Here is a 24710-nt window from a genome sequence, read left to right on the forward strand (position 1 = left end):
GCATGAGAAAGATTCAAACGACTCTGTTGTTACTTCTCATCCCAACGATCCTGTCAGCTGGAGAATACAGGATTTTACATGAGGATAACTCCAGCGTCACAGTAGAATTTTCTCCAGCCCGGCCGCTGGTCGAGCAGATGGGGGCCGTAGAGGGTGGATTCCTTGCCAGGATCGCCGTAGAGGGATACATGCCTGAGAGAGTGGAAGGAAGACCGGTCCTTCCCGTTCAGAGATATTTTTTCCAGGTGCCAGCAGTAGAAGGAATCAGGTTTCAGGTATTGGATGTCGATCTGGTCATGCTTGACGGCATCCTGCCTGAAGTCTGGTTTTCCGGGAAAGTCGACATAGATGACCACTTGAGAGCTCTTCGTGACAGGGATGTGATGAAGGGTATCGAGCACGCGATCCTGGCTGGTACCGGCACGATGAGCAGGAGAAAGCTAGCCCTTGTAGATATATACCCGGTCATATGGGATCCTGGTACGTCATCGCTGGGCTACGCGGAGCGTATAGTTGTCAGGCTGTCCTTTGCTCCGCAAGAGATATCAGGGAAGACTACAGGCAGGAGAGGTTTCGGTGACAGTCATATAATCAACGCCGATCAGGCTGCAGGCTGGATAAAGCCAACTACGACCGAATCTTCTGCATTGAGGACCCCGTTTGAATTTTCGCTCGCCGACGACTGGCTCAAATTGAAAATAGCGGATACAGGAGTCTATGTGGTGACCTATACTGATATCCTTTCCGCGGGTCTCGATCCGGGTGAAATAGATCCAGCCACTATCCGTGTCTTCACTGGCGGTCCTCTGCAGCAGCCTGCTGCGGCTGATGATGGTGGGAGTTTTGAGGATGACTACCATCTCGATGAATGCGCGGTGCTCTACAGGGGAGACAACTCAGGTTCATTTTCTCCCGGTGATTCGATCATTTTCTACGCTCCCGGGATCGAGGGATGGATGAACGATCTCGATCCATCCGCCGATGTCATAGAATGGTATGAGCACGATTATGCTGAAAATTCTAACTACTGGCTCTCATGGGGACATGGCTTTGCGGGACAACCTCTCAGGATGGAAGAGCGGGATGTCAGTATTGCCGGTGTAACCCCGGATCTTGATGTAACTACATATGAGGAGAGGATACACAGGGAAGAGGATAATCTCTATGATCCGAAGTACACTGAGGACAGGTGGTACTGGAGATCCCTCGGAGCCGGGAGTTCATCGTTTACCGACAATTTCACTCTGGACAGCGTGGTGGGGAATGGCAGGTTCCGCACCCTCGGTTACGGTCCATACAACTCATATGACATTATCAATCCGACTTACTATATCAACGGGGCGGAGGTAGGGACACTGGCCTGCTCGGTGGCCATCTACTCTTTTGATCCAGAGACGCTCGATGTTGCCATCAACAACCTGGTGAATTCGACAAACACGTTCAGAGTCGTCAAGGAACCGGGCGATATGGTCTATGTCCTCTGGTACGAGATCTATTACGAACGATATCTGAACGCGACAGGTGGGGAGTTGAATTATTTCAGCCCGGATGAGATCGGGCAGGCACGATTCCAGTTGAACGGATTCTCGACGGGTGAGAGGTTCCTCTTTGATGTCACTTCGTTCAAGTCTCCAGTATTATTGACGCATTTCAGCAGCACCGCAGAAAATATAACATACATTGACGGATTATCCGGTTCTCCGGCACATTACTTTGCGATGCAGGCCCATGCTCTCAGACATCCGGAGATAGAGAGATACTCCCGTTTAACGGGCAGCCTGGTCTCTTTGAGAGATGAACCGGCCTGCCCGAATATGGTGATCATCTACAACAGCAGGTTTGAGGCGGCGGCGAGCGAGCTCGCTTTGTACAGGTCATCGCACCTGCCCCTGGTGGAAGACCCGCTGGTAAAAGCCGTGGATGTCCGGCAGATCTATGATAATTTCTCTGGCGGCATGAAAGACCCGGTCGCGATCAGGAACTATCTGAAATTCCTTTACGATAATTTCGATGATGGGATCGAGTCTGAGATAAAGTACGCCCTTCTGATGGGTAACGGTACTTATGATACGAAAGATATCCTGGGAACCGGGATAGACTATGTGCCCCTGTATGTAAAAGATTATGGGCGAGAGATGGTCGAAGACGACGACTTTTTCGCGAGACTCGATGGGGACAACGACAGGCTAATAGATCTCGGCCTTGGCAGGATGACGGTCCTTTCGGCATCTGAGGCTTCTGCATGGGTGAGAAATATCATCGCATACGAAGCGGATGTCGAACCTGGAGCATGGAAGAACAAGGTGATGCTGGTCGCCGATGATGAATTTTCCGCAAACACGAACTGCGACTACAGTTTTATGATAGACACTGAATACATGAGTCAGGGATACACATATTTTCCGGATTTCATCGATTTAAAAAAGATATACCTTCATCATTATCCGTTCAGTGGTGATCTGAAGCCTGAGGCGTCAAACGACCTGCTGGACGGATGGAACGATGGCGCTCTGATCGTAAAATATACCGGGCACGGATCTCCCCAGCAGATGGCCGATGAGCGCGTGATGCAGAAATCCGATGTATATTCCCTGAGAAACGGGGACAGGAGGCCACTCTTCCTGGCATTTTCATGCTCGGTAGGCAATATCGAATCTCCATATCAGAGGAGTATCGCTCAGGAGATGGTCGTACGGGATGACGGTGGCGCGATTGCGACGATCACAGGTACAGGAGGCACTCTTGGAATACCAAACAGGGAACTCTGTTTTTCCCTGTTCAAGACTTTGTTCACATCAGAGGACAGCACCGGAACATGGCCGTTGGGGACTACGATGATGCTGGCCAAGCCCTGCTGCGCGGTTTTCGGGGACGGTATGAATAATTCCCAGTATATTCTTCTCGGTGATCCGGCTATGATGCTGGCTATGCCCGGTTATACGGTCGAACATGAAGTGAGCACCATTGACACGATGCTGACCGGTGCCAGGTATACTCTGGACGGCAGGGTCATGTCAGGAGGAGCCGTACTCACCTCGTTCAATGGTAACGCCGACATCATCGTACAGGAATCATTCGAAAATGTTAATGATGGACCGATCACATGCTATTACGGGTATGAATTGAAATATTACCTGCCCGGCAAGGAGATATTCAGAGGGTCGGTCGATGTAAGCGCGGGACGCTTCAATATCGATTTTGTCATTCCAATCCGATGCAAGACGGGCCCTGAGGCGAGGGTCAGGTCGTATGTGACCACAAATGGTGAGGACGGTGTAGGCGCAGAAGATTCCCTGTTAATAGTGAGCAACCCGGATATTCCCCAGAATTCGGGGCCACCATCGATAAATATCTTTTTCAGCGGACAGGCAACGAAGGTGAAACAGGGTGCCTCGCTGAACGTGGAGATCTCCGACGATGACGGGATCGCGATCCTTGGCAGTGACCCGCAGAGCTCCATCTTTCTCGAGTTCGATCGGAGCGGCTACCCGATATTTGTCACCGATTATTTCACCTATGATCATGGATCTTCGACAACTGGCAGGGTCGAATATCCCCTGCATTCAGGATTCAGCCCGGGCCCCCATTCAGTTATCGTCAGAGCGTTCGACAATCTGGGGGAATCTTCCACCGATACGCTCGCGTTCGATGTGGTCGAGGAGGGGCTCTACACGGTAAGCGATGTGTTTAATATGCCGAATCCCTTTACGGAAACTACGAATTTCGTCTTCCAGCTCAGTAACGACGCGGATGTCGTCCTGCGAGTGTACAATGTCTCTGGAAGAGAGATATGGAGCCGTAAGACCTATGGGGAGGAAGGATTCAACAGTATTTATTGGGATGGAAGGGATTATGGAGGAGACAGGCCCGCGAACGGGACTTATCTCTATCTCCTGGATGTTTCATTCAGAAACTCTTATAACCGCTGTGAAACTGTTTCAGGAAAGGCGGTTTTGCTACGATAAGCTGTTAACGAGCTTTTGATTACGGATGCAGGTATTAGCTTTCCGCGTGTGCCAAAAAGCTTGACCCGGGTCCGTGTGGAATATAGTTTTATAGAAGGAGTCTAATACTAGAAGGAGATAAATATGGTTAAGGTTTTCAGGACAATATCAGCCGTTTTGCTTATTTCCGCCCTATGCGCAGGGCAGGCGCTGGCCCAGGGAGAATCGGGTGCGAGTAGTCTGATCATTCCTCCCAGCGCAAGGGCGAACGCGATGGGGCAAAGTTTTGTTGCTCTGTCCGAGGATGCTACGAGTCTTTGGTGGAACCCGGCCGGAATGGCTTTCCAGAAAAGAGCCGTGGACTTCATGCATACTCAGCTGGTTCCCGACCTCGCTTCGGATGTCTTCTTCGAATACCTTGGAGTGATATACGAGATCGAGGGGCTAGCCGTTATCGGTGCTAATATCCAGTATCTTACATATGGTGAGTGGGAAGCGACAAGCGAGACAGGAGAGGATCTTGGAACTGCCAAGTCTTATGAGTTCGTTCCCACCATCGGTGGAGCCATAAGGATAACAGATAATCTGGCTGTCGGGTTGAATCTTAAATTTATCTATGTGAATCTGGCTCCCGCCTGGGCGACAGTCGAGCAGATCGACGGAACGGGCCATTCTGTCGGAGTCGATTTCGGTGTGCTTTGGAAGGTGCCTGATTTCAGTGTTGCCGGATATAAGATCAGCAGGTTGAGGCTCGGATCCAGTGTAGTGAATATCGGCCCGTCGCTGACATACAAGAACCGTGACCAGGCCGCCCCGCTTCCGAGGAATCTCAGGGTGGGTTTCGCTTATACTCCGGTACAGGACGAGGGTATGGAGATCACTATGGTCGCCGATGTCAACAAGTCTCTCGTCGACTATTTCACAGATGAAGATTACAAGCGATCGAACACTTATCATGTGGGTGCGGAATTTGTTTATGCGGCTCTTCTCGTGATACGCGGTGGGTATATTCAGGACAAGGATGGGGATATCAAGGCTCCAACCTATGGCTTGGGATTTCTCATGCTCGAGAATAAATTGAGGATCGATTTCGCCAGTATTCCCCAGGCGTCAGATCTCGAGAGGGTATATCGCTGGTCGGTCGGATACAATTTCTAGATCCACCCCTGGGAAAGGTTCAGCCACTTGGCAGCGGTTAGCTATAATATGCGGACAGGCCTGGCACTGTTTCTGTTGACCATCTTTGCAGCTTTGTTGTCCGATGCATATGCTTCGGGCAGGAAAGCTCCCGTCCTCAGAAGATCGGATAACGGGACCTTCGTCTATTCAGGCGAGAGGAAAGACGTTCCGGATTACGACAAGCCACCGAGAAAAATATTCGATTACGACGATGTATCCCGTAGACTGGCAAGTCGTGCGATGTTGACTAAGGGGGGCGGCCCCGGAGTGGTTGAAGGGACCATACGTGTTGTCGTACTGAGGATCGCATTCAGAAACAACAGCATGCCCGGACTCACCAGTATATCTACCGATGGAGATTTCGATCTGACTCCCGGCGGCACATCGCTCATCGATCCGACTCCTCATAATTCAGTATATTTCAGCGGACATATGCAGGGCCTCCATAATTATATCGATCTTCAGTCCTGCGGTAAGCTGCAGGTCGAATGGGACATCCTGCCGCAGGAGGAGAACGGTTCCTACAAACTATCTGACATAGCCGATTACGGGCCGGGCAGCGGTGGAGGATGGACGACTCCCCAGCTGGCTCACTTTCTTTATGACGCGGTTGTCACAGCCGACCAGGAACTGGCTGATCAGGGATATCCCGTCAGGCTTTCAGATTACGATGCAGTCATCCTGGTGCATGCGGGCGCCGATCTCCAAAGTGATTATTATTCGGACAGCCCTAACGACATCCCCTCGTTTTTCGCGCGACTTGGTGATGTGGACCAGATACCTATCGAGGGCGGCTCGACGATAATATCGGAAATATCAGTTGTGCCTGAGACAGCTACGCAGGATGGTATCCACGGGAGCCAGGCGTCCGTGCTGGCCCATGAATTCGGACATGTCCTGGGGCTTCCAGACCTCTACGATGTCTATTATGGAATGCCGATCGTGGGAGTATGGGACCAGATGGATTCCGGCAGCCAGGTCGGGGTATACCTGATCGATGGTGATGAGGAGATATATGTCCTCGGTATCCTGCCCGCCGGATTCGGTGCCTGGTCAAAATACATGTTGGGATGGCTCGATGTCGACACGGTCCAGACTTTCGACAATGAGATAGCTCTCAGTGCCCTGGAGAAATGCCCATCGCGAGCTGTCAGGGTCGATATAACCGGTGATGAATACTATCTGATAGAGAACCGTGCCGCGGAGACGGACGACATATATACTCAGCCCGTCTGGGATCCCGTATCAGGAGTCGTGATCGGCTGGGGCAACTGTCTGAATTGTGATGAGGGTGAAGTAGATGAATACGAATGGGAACTTGTCAACACCTACGACATTCTGTTGCCCACCGAATCTGATTATCCTTCGAGCGACGGGGGGCCAGGCTTGCTCGTCTGGCATATAGATGAAAGTTTCATTGCCGACCGGTGGTATGAGAACGAAGTGAACTCCAGATGGCCTTTTGGAGTCTGGCTGGTTGAAGCGGGTGGAGAGACAGACCTCGGCAATCCATATTCCGGTTACAGGATGGGGTGGTTTGACGACGCGTTTTATGCCGGCAACTCCGAGGTGATGTCTGACTCGACTTTTCCTTCGGCGTGGAGTAACTGGGGTGTGCCCTCGGGAGTAAGGCTCGAGAATGTATCGGGTAGAGATACATTGATGACATTCGGCGCGGGGGTAAGGGATATCGATTATTCGGAGCCTTTTGTCCCGGCGACCACGATTCCCGATGGAGGAGCGCTTCACCTTGCGGGCCAGAACAGATCGGTCCTGGTCGACGCTTTCGGTGGAGTATATGTCACGGGCCATGATGAGATGGTGGCTCATGTAGCTGTTCCTGCTATGACACCGATGCTTCTTGCTCCGGGATTCGATTCTTCTGACGGGGCGGATGCGGTTATTATCGTTGGCGCGGATGGGTTGTTTCATGCATTGAGTACTTACGATTGGGAAGCGATCAACGATTCATGGCCAGCTTCGTTCGGAGCGGGACCTGTCACTCATCCTGCGCTGTTTACCGCTGATGAGGATGTAATGATCGCGGCAGTCTTTGATGACGGCAGTATGCGGCTGACAGGCAGATCCGCTGTGGATGAAGTCGATCCGTACTATTTACCTGACGGTATGAGTTTTTCCGGAAACCTTGTCATAGAAGATGATGGGACAGGAAATTCGACACATATGGTGATTCTTGTCACAGGCCAGGTTACAGGGGAGACAAGATTGTCCCGTTTTTCTCCTGTTGATGGCAATATTGTACAATTGTTGGGTTGGGATCCCGTAATCCCGCTATCACAGACCGATATGTCAGGGAGGATCGTTCTGCTCGGTGGAGATCTCGATCCCGCTGCCGATGGATATGAATTCTATGTAGTGGCGATGTCGACCGGCAGGGTGATATGTTGCGGCCAGGACGGAATCATATCGGACAGAAGTCTTGGGAAAGCTGTCATAAGCGTACCCGCCCTTCAGGATATGAACGGAGATTCATATATTGATATCGTAATGACCGACGGGATCAATATCCATGTCAGGGGAACCACAGGATCAAGCATCACGGGATGGCCAAGGAATATCAACGATATGTTCGTGCTTCCGATGGAAATCAGGATAACAGCGGCGTTGACAACCGCATCTTCATCGGAGGGAGCCTGGGTAGCGGTCGGTACAGACGCAGGCATCTTCTTTATCCTGGATCACATGGGCGAACTTGTCCCTGGCTACCCGAAGAGAATAGCCTCCAGTCTGAATCAGCCTGTAGAGCTGACAGTGTCCGGAGAAGAGGGACAATATATTTATCTGGATATGATCTATAATCATGGAATAAATGAATTTTACGATTTCAGGCCTCCAGGCGGCTCAGTCAAGTGGCGCAGGGGTGATTTTGGACCTCCGGACCCTGATATCTCCTGGCCGATGCTTTATGGCGATACAGGACGTACAGGCTTCGCGTCCGGTTCAAGCGGGTTCGATACTGCCATTCCTGCCTGGACCGAACTGGAAGAAGGGATAACCATTTATCCGAATCCTTCGAGGACGGGTAAAGTCTCGGTCCATTTCAGTGCGCCTGAATCCGGCAAAGCCAGTATAAGGATTATGACCCTTACCGGCGAGTTAATCTTTGAAGAGACAAAACAACTCTCCGGGGGAGAAGATGAATTTGAGATTTCGATGTTGGATAAGGCTTCCGGTGTATATATCTGCAGGCTCGAGATAGAGGCTGGCAGCAGAAGCGTGAGTATAAACAGGAAATTCGCAGTTATCAGATGACCGTGGAGGAATCAGATGAGGAGTGATCATAGAATCCTGCTGGTAGTGGCTGTATTATCCCTGATGGCAATAATTCCCCATCCGATATTTGCGATCGATGGTGAAAGGCCCATGGATGCTACTTCATCGATATTCAAAGAGGACAGGGGGTTCGACCTCGAGAGATACAAGAGCAGGGAGACTCTCAGTCTGGGTGGAAGGAAGCTCGACAGGCCAATGGCTTCGAGAGCAGATGTCCTTGCCCCTGCGGGAGTGAGAAGGAGCGCTATGCGGCCCGGAGGCAAGAGGAAGATGGCAATCTCTGTGCTGGCATCCGCTCTTCTTCCCGGACTCGGAGAATTGTATCTTTACCTCGATTCCGGAGAGAAGAAAGCGCTGTACAGGGCCCCCGTGTTCATGGCTCTTGACGCCTATCTCTGGTATGGTTACAAGGATAATTACGACAGGGGCAAGGATTTCAAAAGAGAATACGAGGCATACTGCGATGCCCACTGGAGTGAAGAGAGATTCCTCGCGCAGCATCCCGAATGTATTGGGTACGGAGGGTGCGATGACTGGGAGATGTACAATGAAATCGGGCCTGCGAGTCAGGATTTTTTCTTTATCTATATACCGAGGGACCTGGACAGGGAAGAATATTACGAGAACTGCGGCAAGTATGATGCTTTCGTCTTCGGGTGGGACGACTGGGACGACACTGGATGGGACTATCAATACGAGACTTTCCAGCCATGGACTCCTCACAGGACTGAATACTGGCGCATCAGGGACGAAAGCGATAAGTACCTGGTCAGGGCCGACCAGCATATCATGTTGGCGATAATAAACAGGGTCGTCTCGATGCTCGACTCCGCCTGGCTGGCATATACGATAAACAGGGGCAGCGTCGATGACGGCGGACTGACTCTCGATTTCACGCCTGGACGGGAAATGTCCACTGTGGGAATAAGCTACCGTTTTTAGGGGGTTTCAGTTTGAGAACGATGATCATTATGATGATTCTGTTTACCTGCTCTCTTTCGGCTGCGGAAGCGTCTAATGTTTTTTCCGATCCGGCTTCAGGTGTCGATGAGGGTTTTGATAACAGCGGAGTCAGACTTGAGATTGCCTCTCCGTCGGTGATAGCCTGCGCGGGACCTTTTTCCATGTCAGTGGGGCAGGATCCGAAAGAAAAAAATCAAGGTGGTCTTTCCGGTCTCTACAGATCACCGGCAAAAGAAGCCGGATTGTCATTCCTTCTTCCCGGACTGGGACAGCACAGGATGGGAAACGATCTCAGGGCGAAGGTATATTTCGGACTGGAAGGAGTCGGTTGGGTAGCAGCTGGAGCTTTCTTCTACCAGTCGCTCGTACGCCGTGATGAGTATGAGGAGTATGCCGATGTCTATGCTGGCCTGAATGGGTCGGGGTATGGTGAGAGTTATTACGAGACGATAAGTAACTACATCAGCAACGACGGGCCGGGAGGCTACAACGAATATGTGCTCAGAGAGGCCAGAAACCTATATTACCCGGACAAAGCCGCGATGGATGACTATTATGAGGAAAACGTGATCACTGGAGATATGAGCTGGAGGTGGGAGACAGACAAAGCCTACTATAATTACAGGGAACTCTTCGCTGGTAGTGATACATCCAGGAGGCGTGCCGTATATGCCCTGTTCTTTATCGTCGGGCTAAGGGTCGTCAGTATGGTCGATGCTCTCAAACTTGCAAGGGATTCCAACGAAAGAATGGACAGAGAGCCGGGAATATCGATCCATGTCGAACCGGAGCGTGGCGGGTTCAGGATGTCCTTATGCCGTTCGTTCTGAGAAGGACCCGGACTATCAGACTCTTGTCCGGCTCCTTTATCATCTTTTTAATTCTACTGCTGACATCTGATCAGTCAATGCCCGGGCCCAGGATTGCCTCGACCCGGTCCGATGACGATCCTGAGATAGCCGGGAACGAGTATATATCCGGTGAGATGGAGCTCTTTCTGTATAAAGAGACGATCGTTCTCGGAAAAGGCATTCTTCGAGAACCTCTTGGACTGGATGTCTCACCGACAGGAGAAATCTTTGTAGCCGATGCAATGACTGGAAAGATCTTTATCTTTGCTCCGGATGGTGCCGTGGTAGAATTCGAGGATCCTCCCCTGGGCAGTTCGATTTATCCGATAGACCTTGCTGTCAACGGCACATTCGTATATGTGCTCGACTACTCCGATAACAGGCTTCTGCGTTATGACCGGAACGGTACGTTCCTTGACGTCCTGATCTCATTCGGACTTTACGACAGAATGAGGCCTTCTTCGGTCAGTGGCGGTGGGGGAGGGCGTCTTCTGACTACGGATATGAAGAACCATGGATTGACCATATGGACTCCCCTTCTTGATATCGAATTTTTGTGGAATGAGTTCGGGTTTATGGAGGGGGCTCTCGACAGACCGGCAAAGGCCGTTCTCCTTCTGGATGAAAGAATAGCCGTAGCAGAGACTGGAAACAAAAGGGTGCAGATATTTTCGCCATCAGGCAGATATGAGTCAATACTTGTACTGCCGGATGATACAGGTTTCGAGAAACCCCGTTCCATCTGTGTCGGCAGGGATGGAAATATTCATGTAGCCGATACGGATGCGGGCGCGGTCTTTATCTTTTCCCCGGATCTTTCCTTTCTTGGAAAGATAGACTCCTTTGGCGGAATGAAGATATCTCCATCTGCAGTAGCCGTCGGCTGGAACGGTGGACTGTACATAGCCGATATAAGATCCGGCTCGATCCTCGTCATGAAACGGGTTGATAGCGTCGACGAATGAAGACTCTGATAAATATCAATATATTTATGGCAACCGCCTTGATCCTGATCTGCTCCGGTTCGCAGGCCTTTGCCAGCGATACCGTTCTTTCTACGGACGTTCCCGGAAAACTTGTCAGAATACCACTCAGGTACGCTTACAGGCAGCAGGCTCTGAGAGTCCTCGAGTCTGGGGAGGACAGGATAGACCTTGGCCGGTCATTCCTCATCCCCGGGAGTGATTCTGTATGGGTAGATGGCCGCCTTCTAAAGAGGGAGATCGAATACCGGATCAATATTCTCAGGGGTTCTGTCATCCTCGTTTTGCCCCCGGTCGGTGGAGAAGTTTTCAGGGCGACCTGGTCGAGGTATCCATTTTCATATGCTCCCGTCTTTGCATCGCGTTTTCCAGGGGAGAAGCCTGCATCGGCGGTAGATCTTCCTGATGCGGTCGACTCTGAAAGAGAGAAGAGTCGACAGGCCAACCCTTACAGACTGAACCTTTCAGGAAGCAAGACCGTCGGGTTTTCAGTCGGGTCCAGCAGGGGGTTGGGTATCGACCAGAGCATGAAGGTGACCATGGCCGGCAAACTGGCTCGAGACCTTGAGGTGAAGGCCTTTCTTACAGACGACAATCTTCCCGTACAGCCGGAAGGAAATACCGAAGAACTCAAACATCTCGACAAGATATATGTACAGATCAACAGCAAGCATATGGAGGCAAGGCTTGGTGATTTTCCTACAGGACTCGAGTGGTCCGGATTCTCCAGTTTTAAGAGGGAATTGAGAGGAGCGTCCATAAAGGTGGATGTCGGTGGGCAGGAATTCACGGTCGGTGGAGGAATCGCACAGGGAAGATTCAAAACGGCCGAATTCCGCGGCAGAGATGGCGTTCAGGGGCCATACGAGCTTCTTTCCGCGAGGCGGTTCAACGGGATCATTATCCTTCCTGGTTCTGAGAGTGTCCTGCTGGATGGAAGGGAGATGAAGCGGGGTAATGAAAACGATTTCACAATCGATTATGTGCGGGGGACCATCACATTCACGGAGAGAAATACGATCAGTGTAGATTCCGAGATCATCGTTGATTACCAGATGGGCGAAGATGATTATGAAAGAACCACTGTCACGGCTGGATGGTCCGCTCCGTTCCTCGACGACGCGGTCAGGCTCAGGACCTTCTTCTTCCGTGAAGGAGACAGTTCCGGTAAGCCGATCCGTGGCAGCCTGACAAGAGAAGAGACCGCTGTTCTTGAGGCAGCCGGAGATGACGCGGGGTCTGCTGTCACAAGTGGAGTCGAGGAGGTGGAAGACGCTGAAGATGCCTACATCCTGATTCCGGCCGGCACTCTCCCTGAGCATTATCAATTTATCGAGATCGGTGGGAGATACAGGTTGAGTTTCCACGAGACCCGGCCGGGCGAAGGAGATTATGAACCTGATGGATTTACGAAAAGGGGAGAAGTCAGATACAGATATGTCGGAGCTGGAAACGGAAGTTTTTCGGTCGGCAGGCCTCTTCCCCTGCCAGAGATGAAACAGGTGTTCACCCTGGGGTTTGAAGCCAAAAAGGGAGTCTTATATCTGGATGGAGAGGGAGACGTCAGTCTCTATGACAGGAATACTCTTTCCGGGGTCGATGACGATGATAACACCGGTGGAGCCATGAGGGTCGGAGGAGGCATCAGAGGCCTCTCCATGCCTCTGGGCAAGCTTGACATCAAGGGTGAATATTCGATGCTGGAGGAGAGGTTCGCGCCGGCGGATAAAGCGAGATCATCGTACTTCTATAGAAACTGGAACCTCGAAGATGTTCCCCTGGAAGGAAAGGAAGAGATCAGCGGAGGATCGATCTCCTGGGTGGCCGATTCACTGTGGGACATAAGCGGTAGTTACAAAAGATTGGTGAGAGGCGATTCTCTGTCTGCTGTAAGGAGCGATCTTTCTGCAAATATCGGAGACCTGCGTAGACGAGGGATTTCAATAAATGCCTTTGATTCGAGGACCGGTGATGACAGGGACAGAAAGTCCGCCGAAGTCGATGCATCGTTCTCCTTCTGGCATCTGGCACCTCGGTTCCGGTTCGATACCGAACGATACCGGGCTTTCGATCGGGCGGCGGCGGATACGGGAAGGTACTACTATGAGAATTCATTCGGTCTGGCTGGAAGAGGACTGGGGGGGTACAGGGCAGATCTATCCCTGGTGACAAGACGTACTGACCTGATGTCGACCGCAGGCGAGATATGGTCGCGCGCCAGGGAGACCGATGAAATAAGACTTGATGCCGGATATTCCGGCGGGTCGAGAGTCGTGGACCTGTTTATCTCCCACAGGACCACACGTGACGCCTCTGGAGGCGAAAGCAAGCACGATCTTGCAAGGATCAGATACCGGGAGGTACTGAGATCAGCGGGGATAACGAGCGATATTGGTTACAGGATCAGTTCGGGTGAGGACAGGAGACTGGAGAAGACTGTAATATTCGTGGGAGAGAACGAGGGAGACTATGATGAGGAGGGAAGGGAAGTCGGGCAGAAAAGGGGAGATTATATGGTGCTGTACCTGGCCGGTGGGGAAGTCGAGGCGGTCAGGACCGTAGAGCTTACATGGCGGATGAGTTATGGAAGCGGGATCAGGGGAATTTCTTCAGGGTCGTACGGAAACGGGATCCTCGGTGTTATCAGAAGGAATCTTTCGGTGGATCAATTCGTCTCGGTCCTGGAGAAGTCAGGGACAGACGAGCTGTTGAGACTTTATCTCCTCGATCCTGATATTCTTCAAAGGGACGATCTCACTCTCTACGGAAAAAATAGTTTGAGGCAGGAATGGTCTCTGCTGAACGACGTCAGCAGATACGATCTCAAGTTCGTCTTTTTCCGTGAGGATGAAGAGGATAATCGTTCAGGTGATGTTTCAACCTCAAGGTATAACAGGGAGATCGAGGTGCAGCTTGAAGTCGCAGCCGGTAACGGTCTCTCTTTCACTCTCGAAGCGGGGAAAAGACTGAGAGAGAGAGAATCCGGGGAACAGACATCACAGAGATACAGGGTGGAATCGTTATCAGGCGCTTTGATCACCGGCTACCGGCCACGCCCGTCAGTAAAGATATCCATGGAGCTTGGAAGCGAGAACAGGAAAGACGAGGTCTCGGGAGCCGGGCAGACATCCTGGTCGGTTACTCCTGCAATGAACGCGTCATTAGGGAGGAAGGTCAATCTTACCTCGATGCTCAAGTTTACCTATACGTCGATTGACGTAGGTCAGACCAAGCCTCTTTTCTTTCTTGAAGAAGGGATGAGGGAGGACTGGAACGTGATCGGCCAATACAGGTTCACAAGAAACCTGAGTTTTGGCCTTAACTATAACGGCAGAAGAGAAAAAGATTATGTGGGGGAGGTGAAGACCATCCATGCGCTCAAGATGGAATGCCGAGCATTTTTCTAGGATCATAATGGGACTGGTCTTGACTCTGATCCTTTCGGAACCTCTCCTGGGCAGTGGAATATCAGGGGGGAGGATCGAATGGCATGCCGAAGGAAGGCTGTTGGTCGAAGATATTACGAGTGGCACTCTTCTCTCGCCTGGATCGACATTTTCGGATTCATTACTTCGGGTGGAATTTGCCCGGATCGATTCCATATGTTTTGCCGCTGGATATCTTGACTGTGAGGTCGAGATAGATACGATCCCGGGTTCCGATGGCGACAAGATACGGATCACCCTGTATTCCGGAGAGAAGGCAAGGGTGGGTCGTATCAATGTGACGGGACAGGGCGCGATGAGTGAAGACGCGATTCTTGAAGTCCTGGGAATCACGTCAGGGTCGGAGTTCGATCCTGTCCGGCTGGAAGTGGCGATGGGAAGGTTGGTGCGGACATTGAATGAAGATGGGTATCCGTTCGCCCAGGCATGGATCACTGGAGTCGGCCATGAACCGGGGAGTGGGACCATCGATCTGTCTATCTCCCTGATCGAAGGAAAGTCAGCCTTCGTATCCGATATATATTTCGAGGGTATTTCCAGGACAGACTCTACCATCGCATTAAGAATTTCCAGACTGAAAAAGAATGTCCGTTTCGATGAAAAAGCTCTGAACAGGGCGCGAAAATATCTGGTTTCGTCCCGTCTTTTCGAGAGAGTGGGTAAGGCTCGGGTCACTGGAACCACGGGGAACAGAGTCGATCTTGTTATTCCCGTAGAAGACAGGAAGAGAGCAAACTATTTTTCCGGAGCGTTTGGTTTCTCCAGGAAGGAAAACGGAGATTACCGGATGAACGGTGCCGTGCAACTTGAATTGAAGAACATAGCTGGCACTGGTCGTAATGCCGGGTTCGACTGGCTCAACGACGGCCTCGGGTATTCGAGGACCAAACTGGTCCTGATGGAACCCTTTCTCTTTTCGACTCCCATGAGCCTGGATCTTGAGGTCGGGCAGACGGTAAACGATACGTTGTACGATATGGTCTCTGCCGGTGGGTATATCAGTTTTCCTATAGGGCCAGTCTGGTCTGTGAGTGGTGGCCTGGCTGGTGACAGGACCACCTTCGGTGATGGTTCCGGGCTGGAAAAGAGTTCACGAAAGCGTTACAGGATTGGCCTGACGGGAGAACCAGGGACATGGTGGAGGTTGAGGATCGACCTCGAAGGAGCAATGAAGACGAACAGCTTTGTCGATGGGAACAGCGAGGACGAAACTCAGTTGATCTACTATTTAGAGTCTTCAGTCGAGGCAGGTTTTTCAGATTCACAGGCTTTCTTTGCCAGAATGGCGGCAAGTGGGATCGTCTCATCGGGTGATATCACTCTTTCAGAGATGTTCACGCTTGGTGGGGCAAGGACATTGAGGGGATACAGGGAAAACCAGTTCCGTGCCGAACGGACAGGATTTATAAATCTCGAATACAGATTTGGAGGAGAGAGCCGGATATTTCTGTTTGACGATGTCGGCGGTTTTTTCAGGGAGTCTGAAGGTTGGACAGTAAAGAATGGTTTTGGATTCGGTATCAGGTCGACTTCCAAAGCGGGCACTGTGGAACTGAGTTTCGGCCTCGGAGACAAGATCTCACTGAACGAGACGAAGATACATATCTCGCTGATAGAGGTTTTCTAGCCGGGACCATCCGGTAGTCTGCCCCTTATAAAATGATTCCGCTGTACAGACCAGGTACTGTCGTATATAATGGGCGCCCTGAACACCGAGAGGAGGCCGTGGATTTGACAGAATACGAGATAGCGAAATCGGGCAGGATCAGCGATGCTTTAAAGGCAGTCGCCGAAGAAGAGAATATCGATCGGGAACAGCTCAGAGAGCTTGTGGCGACCGGCAGGGTGATCATCACGGGGATGGCTAGAAAGCATTCCAGGGTCATTGGTATTGGAGAGGGCCTGACGACAAAGGTCAACGCTAATATCGGTACCAGTCCCGACCACACCGATATGGACATAGAATTAGAAAAACTTAAAACGGCCATCGATGCCGGCGCCGACGCGGTGATGGACCTTTCGACCGGAGGCGATATAGGAGCGATCCGTCGACTGGTCCTCAAGGAAAGCACAGTGGCGGTAGGCACAGTGCCGATCTATGAGTCGATCGTGAACGTGACCAGGTCGGGCAGGGAAGTGGCCGACTGCAAGGTAGATGAATTTTTCTCTGTAGTGGAAGATCAGGCCAGGGAAGGCGTCGATTTTATGACCATTCACTGCGGCCTGGTAAAGAGGTTGGCTCATGAAGTAGCCGGCCGGAGAACCGCTGGTGTGGTAAGCCGGGGTGGGTGTTTCCTTCTGCAGTGGATCATGAAGAACAAAATGGAAAATCCGTACTACGAACATTACGACAGGCTACTGGATATAGCTCATGAATACGATTTTGCTCTGAGTCTGGGCGACGGGCTCAGGCCGGGCGCAATAGCTGATTCCACAGACAGGCCCCAGATAGGTGAACTTCTCGTGATAGGCGAGCTTGTCGAGAGAGCCCGCGAGAAAGGTGTCGCAGTCTTTGTCGAGGGCCCGGGACATGTGCCGATCAACGAGATACAGACCAACATGCAGATTCAGAAGAAGGTCTGTAAAGGCGCTCCCTTCTACGTTCTCGGACCTCTTGTGACTGATGTGGCGCCGGGGTATGATCATATAACGGCAGCGATCGGAGGCGCAATGGCTGCATGGCATGGAGCAGATTTCCTCTGCTACGTAACGCCTGCAGAACATCTCAGGCTTCCCTCTGTCGAAGATGTCAGAGATGGGGTCTTCGCGACCCGGATAGCGGCTCACGCCGGTGATATCGGCAAGGGGATAAAAGGTGCGGCTGATTGGGACCGCAGGATCTCCAGGGCAAGGGCTGAGCTTGACTGGGAAAAGGCACATGACGAAAGTATAGATCCTGTAAGGGCCAGGAAGATTTACGACAAAAGCCCTGACGCAAGTGATCAGTTGTGTACGATGTGTGGCGAGTTCTGCGCGATCCGGGGGAACATGCGAAGCAGGGAGTAAATGCCTGTCGGGGTGGGCTGATGACTGTGGGAAAGAATGGGGAAAAGGCAGGAACAGGTCAGGATCTCGAGAGGACGATCGAGGTGTTTCGTCCATTTGTGCCCTCTGCTGATGCCCATGAGCAGGCTGCCGACCTCAAGAAAATTATAATTAATAATCTTTCCCGAAGTCCCGTGCCCTTGGTCACGATTATCGACCTGGCCCGCCGTTCAGACTTTCCAGGACAGGGATTGATCGAGGAGGCTGCTTCGGCGCCTTGTGGGAGCCAGGTGGAAGTGGGAAGTCTATCAACGGCACCTGCATCCGAACAGGCCCGATATTCCGGTATCGATGAGATCGATACTTGTTTTGCCTACATCTCGGGACGTCTCGGTGAGGTCCGGGATGGACAGATCGAAATGGCCCACACCGTCCTTGACGTCTTTGAGAACAGTGGCACGGCTTTTATCGAAGCAGCAACGGGAACCGGCAAATCGCTTGGCTATCTCGTTCCCTCCATCCTTCATGCAGCACAGGCAGGCGCAAGGGTGATGATATCCACCCATACCAGGAACCTCCAGGACCAGCTCCTGAAAGGAGAGATGGTCCTCCTGAAACCGCTCGCTGGAGCGGAGCTCAAAGTGAGGCGACTGATGGGCAGGGAGAACTACATCTGCGCGAGAAAACTGACTTCCCTGGTCATGAAGCGTGGAATTGATGATCCGTGGGGAGGGCTGGCTCTGGCACTATCCGCGGCTCTTTGTGGTGAGGGGATAGTGGAAAGTCTTCCCGCAGATGCTGGTCTGGAGCGGTCGTCGCAGATCTCCGCTCCTTCCAGATGCAGGATGAAAGGCTGTGACAGTGGAGAGTTCTGTCAACTTGTGCAGGCGAGGACAAGAGCAAGATCCGCTTCGATTGTGTTCGTCAATCACGCTCTTGCGCTTACCGATTATCTTCAGGGAGGCGCGATACTTGGCCCCTACCAGTCGATCGTATTCGATGAGGCTCATCATCTGGAAGACTGTGTCATGGACAATCTGTCGGTCAGTGTGACCACCTCCGACCTGGACAGGATATTCGACCAGTTGACGCCGGTCAGCCCGTCATCCGAGCGATGGAAATTTCTGGCCGGAGAACTTTCCCCCGGCGGAGACGGGGCTGAATGGAGAGACAGGATCGTCGGGATATCCTCATCATATTCAAGACTGGATTCAATGATATCCCGTTTTTTTGAAGAGATATCGGAGGAGCTGGGTGCTGGAAACAGATACCGTTCAATCAGGACAAGGTATTATGATGGCAGGGACGCCTTTGGAATGAGCCGTGATACAATCAGCGACATCCTCTCTAATATAAACGAGTTAAAGGAATTACTTAAACCATTTGCAGCGGCAAAGGTGACAGCCGCTGGACAACAGCTCCAGCAGGAGACTGGTATTGCGATCGATGAACTCAATGCGCTTGGCGAAGAGCTGGATTTTCTCGTCTCTGCTTCTGACGAGGAAAGTGTGTTCTGGATCGAATGGTCTCCGGCAGGTAAGGCGGTAGCCTTGTGCGGCTCCCCACTTGAAGTTGGAAGAAGGTTTGCCGATTTCATCCTTGAAAGCTGTGAGTCGGCTATATTCACATCGGCCACGATCGCCCAGAACGATTCATTCGACTTCATCAGGGAAAGGCTGGGAGTACGTTATTTCGGCCGAGAAGTAAAAGAACTGGTGATCGATTCTCCATTCGACCTCGAAAGTAACTGCAGGATCGTACTGCAGACCGATCTTGGCGATCCGAACGGCAACGGTTTCGCTCTTGAAGTAGCCGAAGAGATTGCTCTTCTTGCCAGGTCGACCGGGGCGGCCATAATGACCCTGTTGACGTCATACAGACTCTGCAACGCCATTGCCGGGCATCTAGGCAGGATGGAACTTCCTGGCCCTCTTTTCGTTCAGAAAGGAAGTGGGAACAGAGAGCTTCTCGCCAGCAGATTCAAGCAGTCCGAGAATCCTGTCCTGCTCGGTGTGGCGAGTTTCTGGGAGGGAGTAGATTTTCCGGGTGAGCAACTTGAGATGTTGATAATACCCAAATTACCATTTCCAGTACCTACAGACCCGATAACTGAAGCGAGGTCGGACAGGTTGAAAAGATTCGGTGAAAATCCTTTTACAAGTCTTCACCTTCCCATTGCGGTGCTTCGACTCCGGCAGGGAATAGGAAGGCTTATCCGCAGAGCCAGTGACAGGGGGGTCGTTGCGATCCTGGACTCAAGGATGGCTACGCGGCAGTACGGAGGAGCAATATCCTCTTCACTCCCTGTCGAAGTGCTCAGAAGTGGTTCGATGCATGAGACAGCCAGGATGGCCTCGGAGTGGTTGGTTGGTATGAGCAGAAATGGAGGGAGCAATACTTGAGGGCAGGGTTGTCCTGTCCGGGGAATAGTGGCTAAATGATGGGGATGCCACCTTTCCGGTTGATATGGGAGTGAAAAAGATGTAATCTTGTCCGATGATGGCAGGCTTGTGCGGTGGCGATGTATAGTACGTATTAACAATGTGTTGCAGTGTTTGTTAAAACCTGTTTCGGAGGTGAGCCCGATGTGTTCCGAAGTGATCAGAGCTCCAAGGGGAAGTGAGATCAGCTGTAAGGGATGGTTTCAGGAAGCAGCGATGAGGATGCTGATGAACAATCTGGACCCCGAGAATGCTGAAAATCCCGATCAGCTGGTGGTTTATGGAGGTACGGGAAAGGCAGCCAGGAACTGGGAAAGTTATCACGCGATCATCGATTCGCTGAAAAACCTGGAGAATGACGAGACCCTTCTAGTGCAGTCCGGCAAGCCGGTAGCTGTATTCCCAACACACGAGGGTGCGCCAAGGGTACTTATCGCCAATTCTCTGCTCGTTCCTAAATGGGCGACGTGGGAGCATTTCTGGGAGCTGGAATCGAAGGACCTCATGATGTATGGGCAAATGACAGCAGGCTCCTGGATGTATATCGGGACACAGGGTATCCTGCAGGGGACATACGAGACTTTTTCAGAATGCGCGAACATGCATTTCGGCGGTAGCCTGGCAGGTCGTTTCGTCCTCTCGGGTGGGCTTGGAGGGATGAGTGGAGCTCAGCCACTGGCAGTTACGATGAATGGCGGAGTATGTCTCATCGTCGAAGTGGATGTGGAGCGGATCAAAAGAAGACTCGATACCAGGTATTGCGATATCATGGAGACCGATCTCGACATTGCCCTTGGGAAGATCGATGAAGCGGTCAAGGCAAAGAAGCCCCTGTCTATCGGACTCGTTGGGAATGCTGCGGACGTTTTCCCCGAACTTGTAAAAAGGGGTATAGTTCCCGATGTCGTTACAGACCAGACTTCGGCCCACGATCCGCTGAACGGTTATGTTCCGAAGGGAATGTCGCTTGAGGAAGCACTGAAACTACGATCGGAAGACCCGGACCGGTATATCAAGGAAGCGATAGACTCGATGGTCCATCATGTCCAGGCGATGATCGACCTTCAGGATAAAGGCTCGATCGTATTCGATTATGGTAACAATATCAGGGGAATGGCGGAAAAGGGTGGATTGGAGAACGCTTTCTCCTTCCCCGGTTTCGTACCTGCTTTTATCAGGCCGATGTTCTGCATAGGGAAGGGGCCCTTCCGATGGATCGCCCTTTCCGGCAGAAAAGAGGATATCTACAGGACCGACGATCTGATCCTGGAACTCTTTCCTGAGAACGAATCTCTCTGCAGGTGGATACGCCTGGCCAGGGAGAGGGTGGCCTTCCAGGGCCTGCCTTCAAGGATATGCTGGTTGTCATACGGAGAAAGAGAGAAATTCGGGCTTGCTATGCATGACCTGGTGGCCAGTGGTGAGATCAGTGCTCCGATAGTAATAGGCCGTGACCATCTTGACAGTGGTTCTGTGGCTTCACCCTACAGGGAGACAGAGTCGATGAAGGACGGAAGTGATGCCGTGGCCGACTGGCCGATACTCAACGCTTTGCTGAATACGTCGAGCGGCGCCGCGTGGGTCTCGGTGCATCATGGTGGTGGAGTAGGTATGGGACTTTCGATTCACGCCGGTCTTGCTGTATTGGCTGACGGAACGCCGGAAGGGCGTGTAAAACTAGCGCGTTGTCTCAATAATGACCCTGGCACAGGAGTTGCAAGACACGCAGACGCGGGCTATGATATAGCCATTGAAAAAGCTAAAGATGCGGGGCTAAAGATCCCTATGCTGGGAAAATAGAATCCTCTCCATCGGCTCAGGCCGTGGAGTGTGTGTAGAAGCTGTCAGGATCCGCACGTGTAAGTAATAGCAATTTGCCTGGATTATCCAGGCGACGGTTATCATTCTGCAAGGAGAGGCGCTTGCCTGAGACCATCGATCTTTTACTGCTTGGCGCCGGTCAGCTGGTCACCTGCGGGAGGTCCGGAAAGGGACCCCGGCGAGGTCCGGCTCTGTCTGATCCGGGGATAGTAAAGGGTGGTGCCATTGCTGTCAGTAAAGGCAGAATATTTGCCATAGGCAGTGAAGATGAAGTTTTAAGCGTGATCGACGGCGCTCAACCCGCAAAGACTATTGATGCCGGGGGTCGGGTAGTCATGCCCGGCTGGGTAGAACCCCACACCCATGCTGTCTTTGCCAGTTACCGGGCTGACGAATATGAGGCCAGGATCAAGGGTGACAGCTATCTCGATATTGAGCGAAGAGGCGGCGGGATCAAAAAATCTGTAAGGGACCTGCGGGCGATGGACGAAAATATCCTGTTCGAGAAGAGCAGGAGACGGCTCATGAGGATGCTTGAAGAGGGTATCACAACGATCGAGATCAAATCGGGATACGGTCTGGATCTCGAAAACGAGATGAAGATGTTGCGAGTCATTGACAGACTTGGCGCCGAGACGCCTCTGGACGTTGTGGCGACCTTCCTGGGCGCGCATCAGGTACCCCCTGATTTCAATGATACAGACTCCTATGTCGATGTGGTGATAGATGAGATGTTGCCGGCTGTTGTGGACAGTGGGCTTGCCAGGTTCATGGACGTTTTTTGTGAGAAGGATGTGTTCGATGCCGCACAGACAAGACGGCTTCTGGAGGCAGGCAGGAATCACGGTCTTGGACTCAAGGTGCATTCAGACGAAATATTCGCTATTGGCGGTACAGAAGTGGCCATCGAACTTGGCGCGGTCAGTGCCGACCACCTCACAAAGATCACTCCTGACGGAATACGGATGCTTGCTGAAAGCGGGACGATAGGTGTACTTCTTCCTTCGACTTCATTCGGGCTGGCGTCAAGACATTTTGCTCCTGCGCGAGATATGGTGGAGGCAGGAGTGGCGATAGCGCTTTCGAGCGATTTTAATCCGGGCAGTGCTCCATCGAGTTCTATACAACTGGCTGTCTCGATTGCATGTTCACAGATGAGGATGGTTCCTGCAGAGGCTATAAACGCTGCAACCATCAATGCTGCCTGCGCAATCGGTATGGATTCGGAAATAGGGTCTTTAGAAATCGGGAAAAAAGCCGATATAGTATTGTACGATAATGAAGATTACCGCGAGATTCCATCCAGGGCAGGGTCGAACCACGCTGTCCTCGTCATAAAGAATGGATGCGTGGTCTGGGAATTGAGCGATTTCAGAAGCAGAAGTGAGGTCGGGTTGTGAGTAAGGTTAGTCAGCTGAGACAAAAGGCACAGACTTTCCTCAAGAAGGGGAAGATCGACAAGGCGATCGAGGAGTACAAAAAGCTTCTCTCGGTGGAGTCGCGCAATCCAAATCTATATAACGAACTGGGTGATATATATCTGAGGGCAAGTGACAGGGTCCAGGCAGTCTCCGCTTTTGAGAAGGCTTCGGCCAATTACGAGAAAGTAGCCCTGTACAATAACGCAGTGGCCGTATGTAAAAAGATATTGAGAATAATACCGAACCGGCTCGAGACGATTTTCAAGCTTGGAGAGCTCAAGGGTAAGCAGAAACTCCTGGGAGAAGCCGAGAATTATTTTTCGCAGTATTTCGATGCTATAATCGCAGACCCAAAATCGGCCGGAGAAGAGATACAGGAAAGAATAGAAGGTGTCCTGGAACTCATTCCTGATTGTGAGGGAATCTGGTCCAAAGCTTCGGATGTCTTCAGCCATCTGGAGATCAAATCCCGTGCTGCAGAGATCCTTGCGGAACTGATCGCCAGGAACTCACTCAGTGGTGACCCACAGAGGATCAATTTCTACAGGTCCAGGCTGGATCTACTGAAACAGGCGTTGAAACGTGATGAGATCGAGAAAATAGATGCCATAATCTCCGTTGCTGCAGCTGATACTCCAAAGGTGGAGACTCCCGGCACGCCAGATACTTCCGGCCCGGAAGCAGACCTTGACGGTGCGGGCATAAAACTGACAGATTATGCGAGTGAAGTAGCCAGTGACCAGAATGCTGCGATGGGTGAGCCCGCGGCGGTCGAGGCAGAGCATGTCATCGAGGAGGAGCCAGCAGCAGTCGAGACAGAGCATGTCATCGATGAGGAAGCTACAGCAGGCGAAAACGAATATGCTATCGACGAGGAAAATGACAGCGGTGCGGTAGATACTTCAGGCTCCGGCGACCTTTCCGACCTTCTGGAGGAAGAGGACGCAATAATCGAAAACGAATCTTCGATAAAGAATCTGGCTGAAGAGATAACCAGCAATGTGGAAGAAGATGATTTCAGGAGTCATTACGATCTTGGAATGGCATATATAGAGATGGGATTATTCGGTGATGCGGTTAAAGAACTCCAGATCTCGGCAAGGTCCGAGCAGCTTCAGCTTCAGAGTCTTGAAATGGTCGGCCTTTGTTTCCTCTCGATGGATACACCTGGACTTGCGGTAAAGCAGCTTGAGAGGGGCCTCCAGATATCGAAGCAGTCCGGGGGAGAAAGCATGGGAATCCATTATAATCTGGGACTGGCTTTTGAAGCTCTCGATGACCCTGAAAAGGCGAGGGAGCATTTCGAGGAAGTATACATCGTCGATGTGACCTTTCGTGATATCTCCGAAAAAATGAAGAAATTCAGCACTGTTTCCTGAAAT

At 51.7% G+C, this 24710-nt stretch carries 13 protein-coding genes; all 13 read left to right on the plus strand.

The window, feature by feature from the left end; translation table 11 throughout:
* Positions 1–3965, plus strand: a 3965-nt coding sequence (gene porU / locus KOO63_06840) for a type IX secretion system sortase PorU (protein ID MBU8921518.1), incomplete at its 5' end; no start/stop codon positions are given.
* 123 nt (positions 3966–4088) lie between these two features.
* On the plus strand, positions 4089–5102 hold the full coding sequence (locus tag KOO63_06845) for a PorV/PorQ family protein (GenBank protein ID MBU8921519.1): 1014 nt from the start codon (positions 4089–4091) through the stop codon (positions 5100–5102).
* A 27-nt stretch (positions 5103–5129) separates the two neighbouring features.
* Entirely contained in the window at positions 5130–8396 is a 3267-nt protein-coding gene (locus KOO63_06850; protein MBU8921520.1) for an immune inhibitor A, read from the plus strand.
* Between the two features lie 15 nt (positions 8397–8411).
* Positions 8412–9359, plus strand: a complete 948-nt coding sequence (locus KOO63_06855; protein ID MBU8921521.1) for a hypothetical protein — start codon at positions 8412–8414, stop codon at positions 9357–9359.
* Positions 9360–9370: 11 nt separating this feature from the next.
* A complete protein-coding gene (locus KOO63_06860; protein MBU8921522.1) occupies positions 9371–10210 on the plus strand; it encodes a hypothetical protein in 840 nt (279 codons plus the stop codon).
* The gene (locus KOO63_06865) at positions 10195–11196 is read left to right on the plus strand and encodes an NHL repeat-containing protein (protein ID MBU8921523.1); all 1002 of its coding nucleotides are present in this window, start codon (positions 10195–10197) and stop codon (positions 11194–11196) included. Before KOO63_06860 ends, KOO63_06865 begins: the two co-directional genes overlap by 16 nt.
* Positions 11193–14621, plus strand: a complete 3429-nt coding sequence (locus KOO63_06870) for a hypothetical protein (protein MBU8921524.1) — start codon at positions 11193–11195, stop codon at positions 14619–14621. Before KOO63_06865 ends, KOO63_06870 begins: the two co-directional genes overlap by 4 nt.
* Before the next feature lie 7 nt (positions 14622–14628).
* A complete protein-coding gene (locus tag KOO63_06875; GenBank protein MBU8921525.1) occupies positions 14629–16287 on the plus strand; it encodes a hypothetical protein in 1659 nt (552 codons plus the stop codon).
* Between the two features lie 104 nt (positions 16288–16391).
* Positions 16392–17666, plus strand: a complete 1275-nt coding sequence (gene thiC, locus KOO63_06880) for a phosphomethylpyrimidine synthase ThiC (protein ID MBU8921526.1) — start codon at positions 16392–16394, stop codon at positions 17664–17666.
* A 20-nt stretch (positions 17667–17686) separates the two neighbouring features.
* A complete protein-coding gene (locus KOO63_06885; protein ID MBU8921527.1) occupies positions 17687–20047 on the plus strand; it encodes a hypothetical protein in 2361 nt (786 codons plus the stop codon).
* A gap of 183 nt (positions 20048–20230) precedes the next feature.
* Entirely contained in the window at positions 20231–21886 is a 1656-nt protein-coding gene (gene hutU / locus KOO63_06890) for a urocanate hydratase (protein MBU8921528.1), read from the plus strand.
* Between the two features lie 122 nt (positions 21887–22008).
* A complete protein-coding gene (hutI, locus tag KOO63_06895; GenBank protein MBU8921529.1) occupies positions 22009–23307 on the plus strand; it encodes an imidazolonepropionase in 1299 nt (432 codons plus the stop codon).
* On the plus strand, positions 23304–24707 hold the full coding sequence (locus KOO63_06900) for a tetratricopeptide repeat protein (protein MBU8921530.1): 1404 nt from the start codon (positions 23304–23306) through the stop codon (positions 24705–24707). The genes hutI and KOO63_06900 overlap by 4 nt, the downstream gene beginning before the upstream one ends.
* Positions 24708–24710: the final 3 nt, after the last annotated feature.

This window comes from Candidatus Latescibacterota bacterium (assembly GCA_019038625.1).
Classification (GTDB): Bacteria; Krumholzibacteriota; Krumholzibacteriia; order Krumholzibacteriales; family Krumholzibacteriaceae; genus JAGLYV01.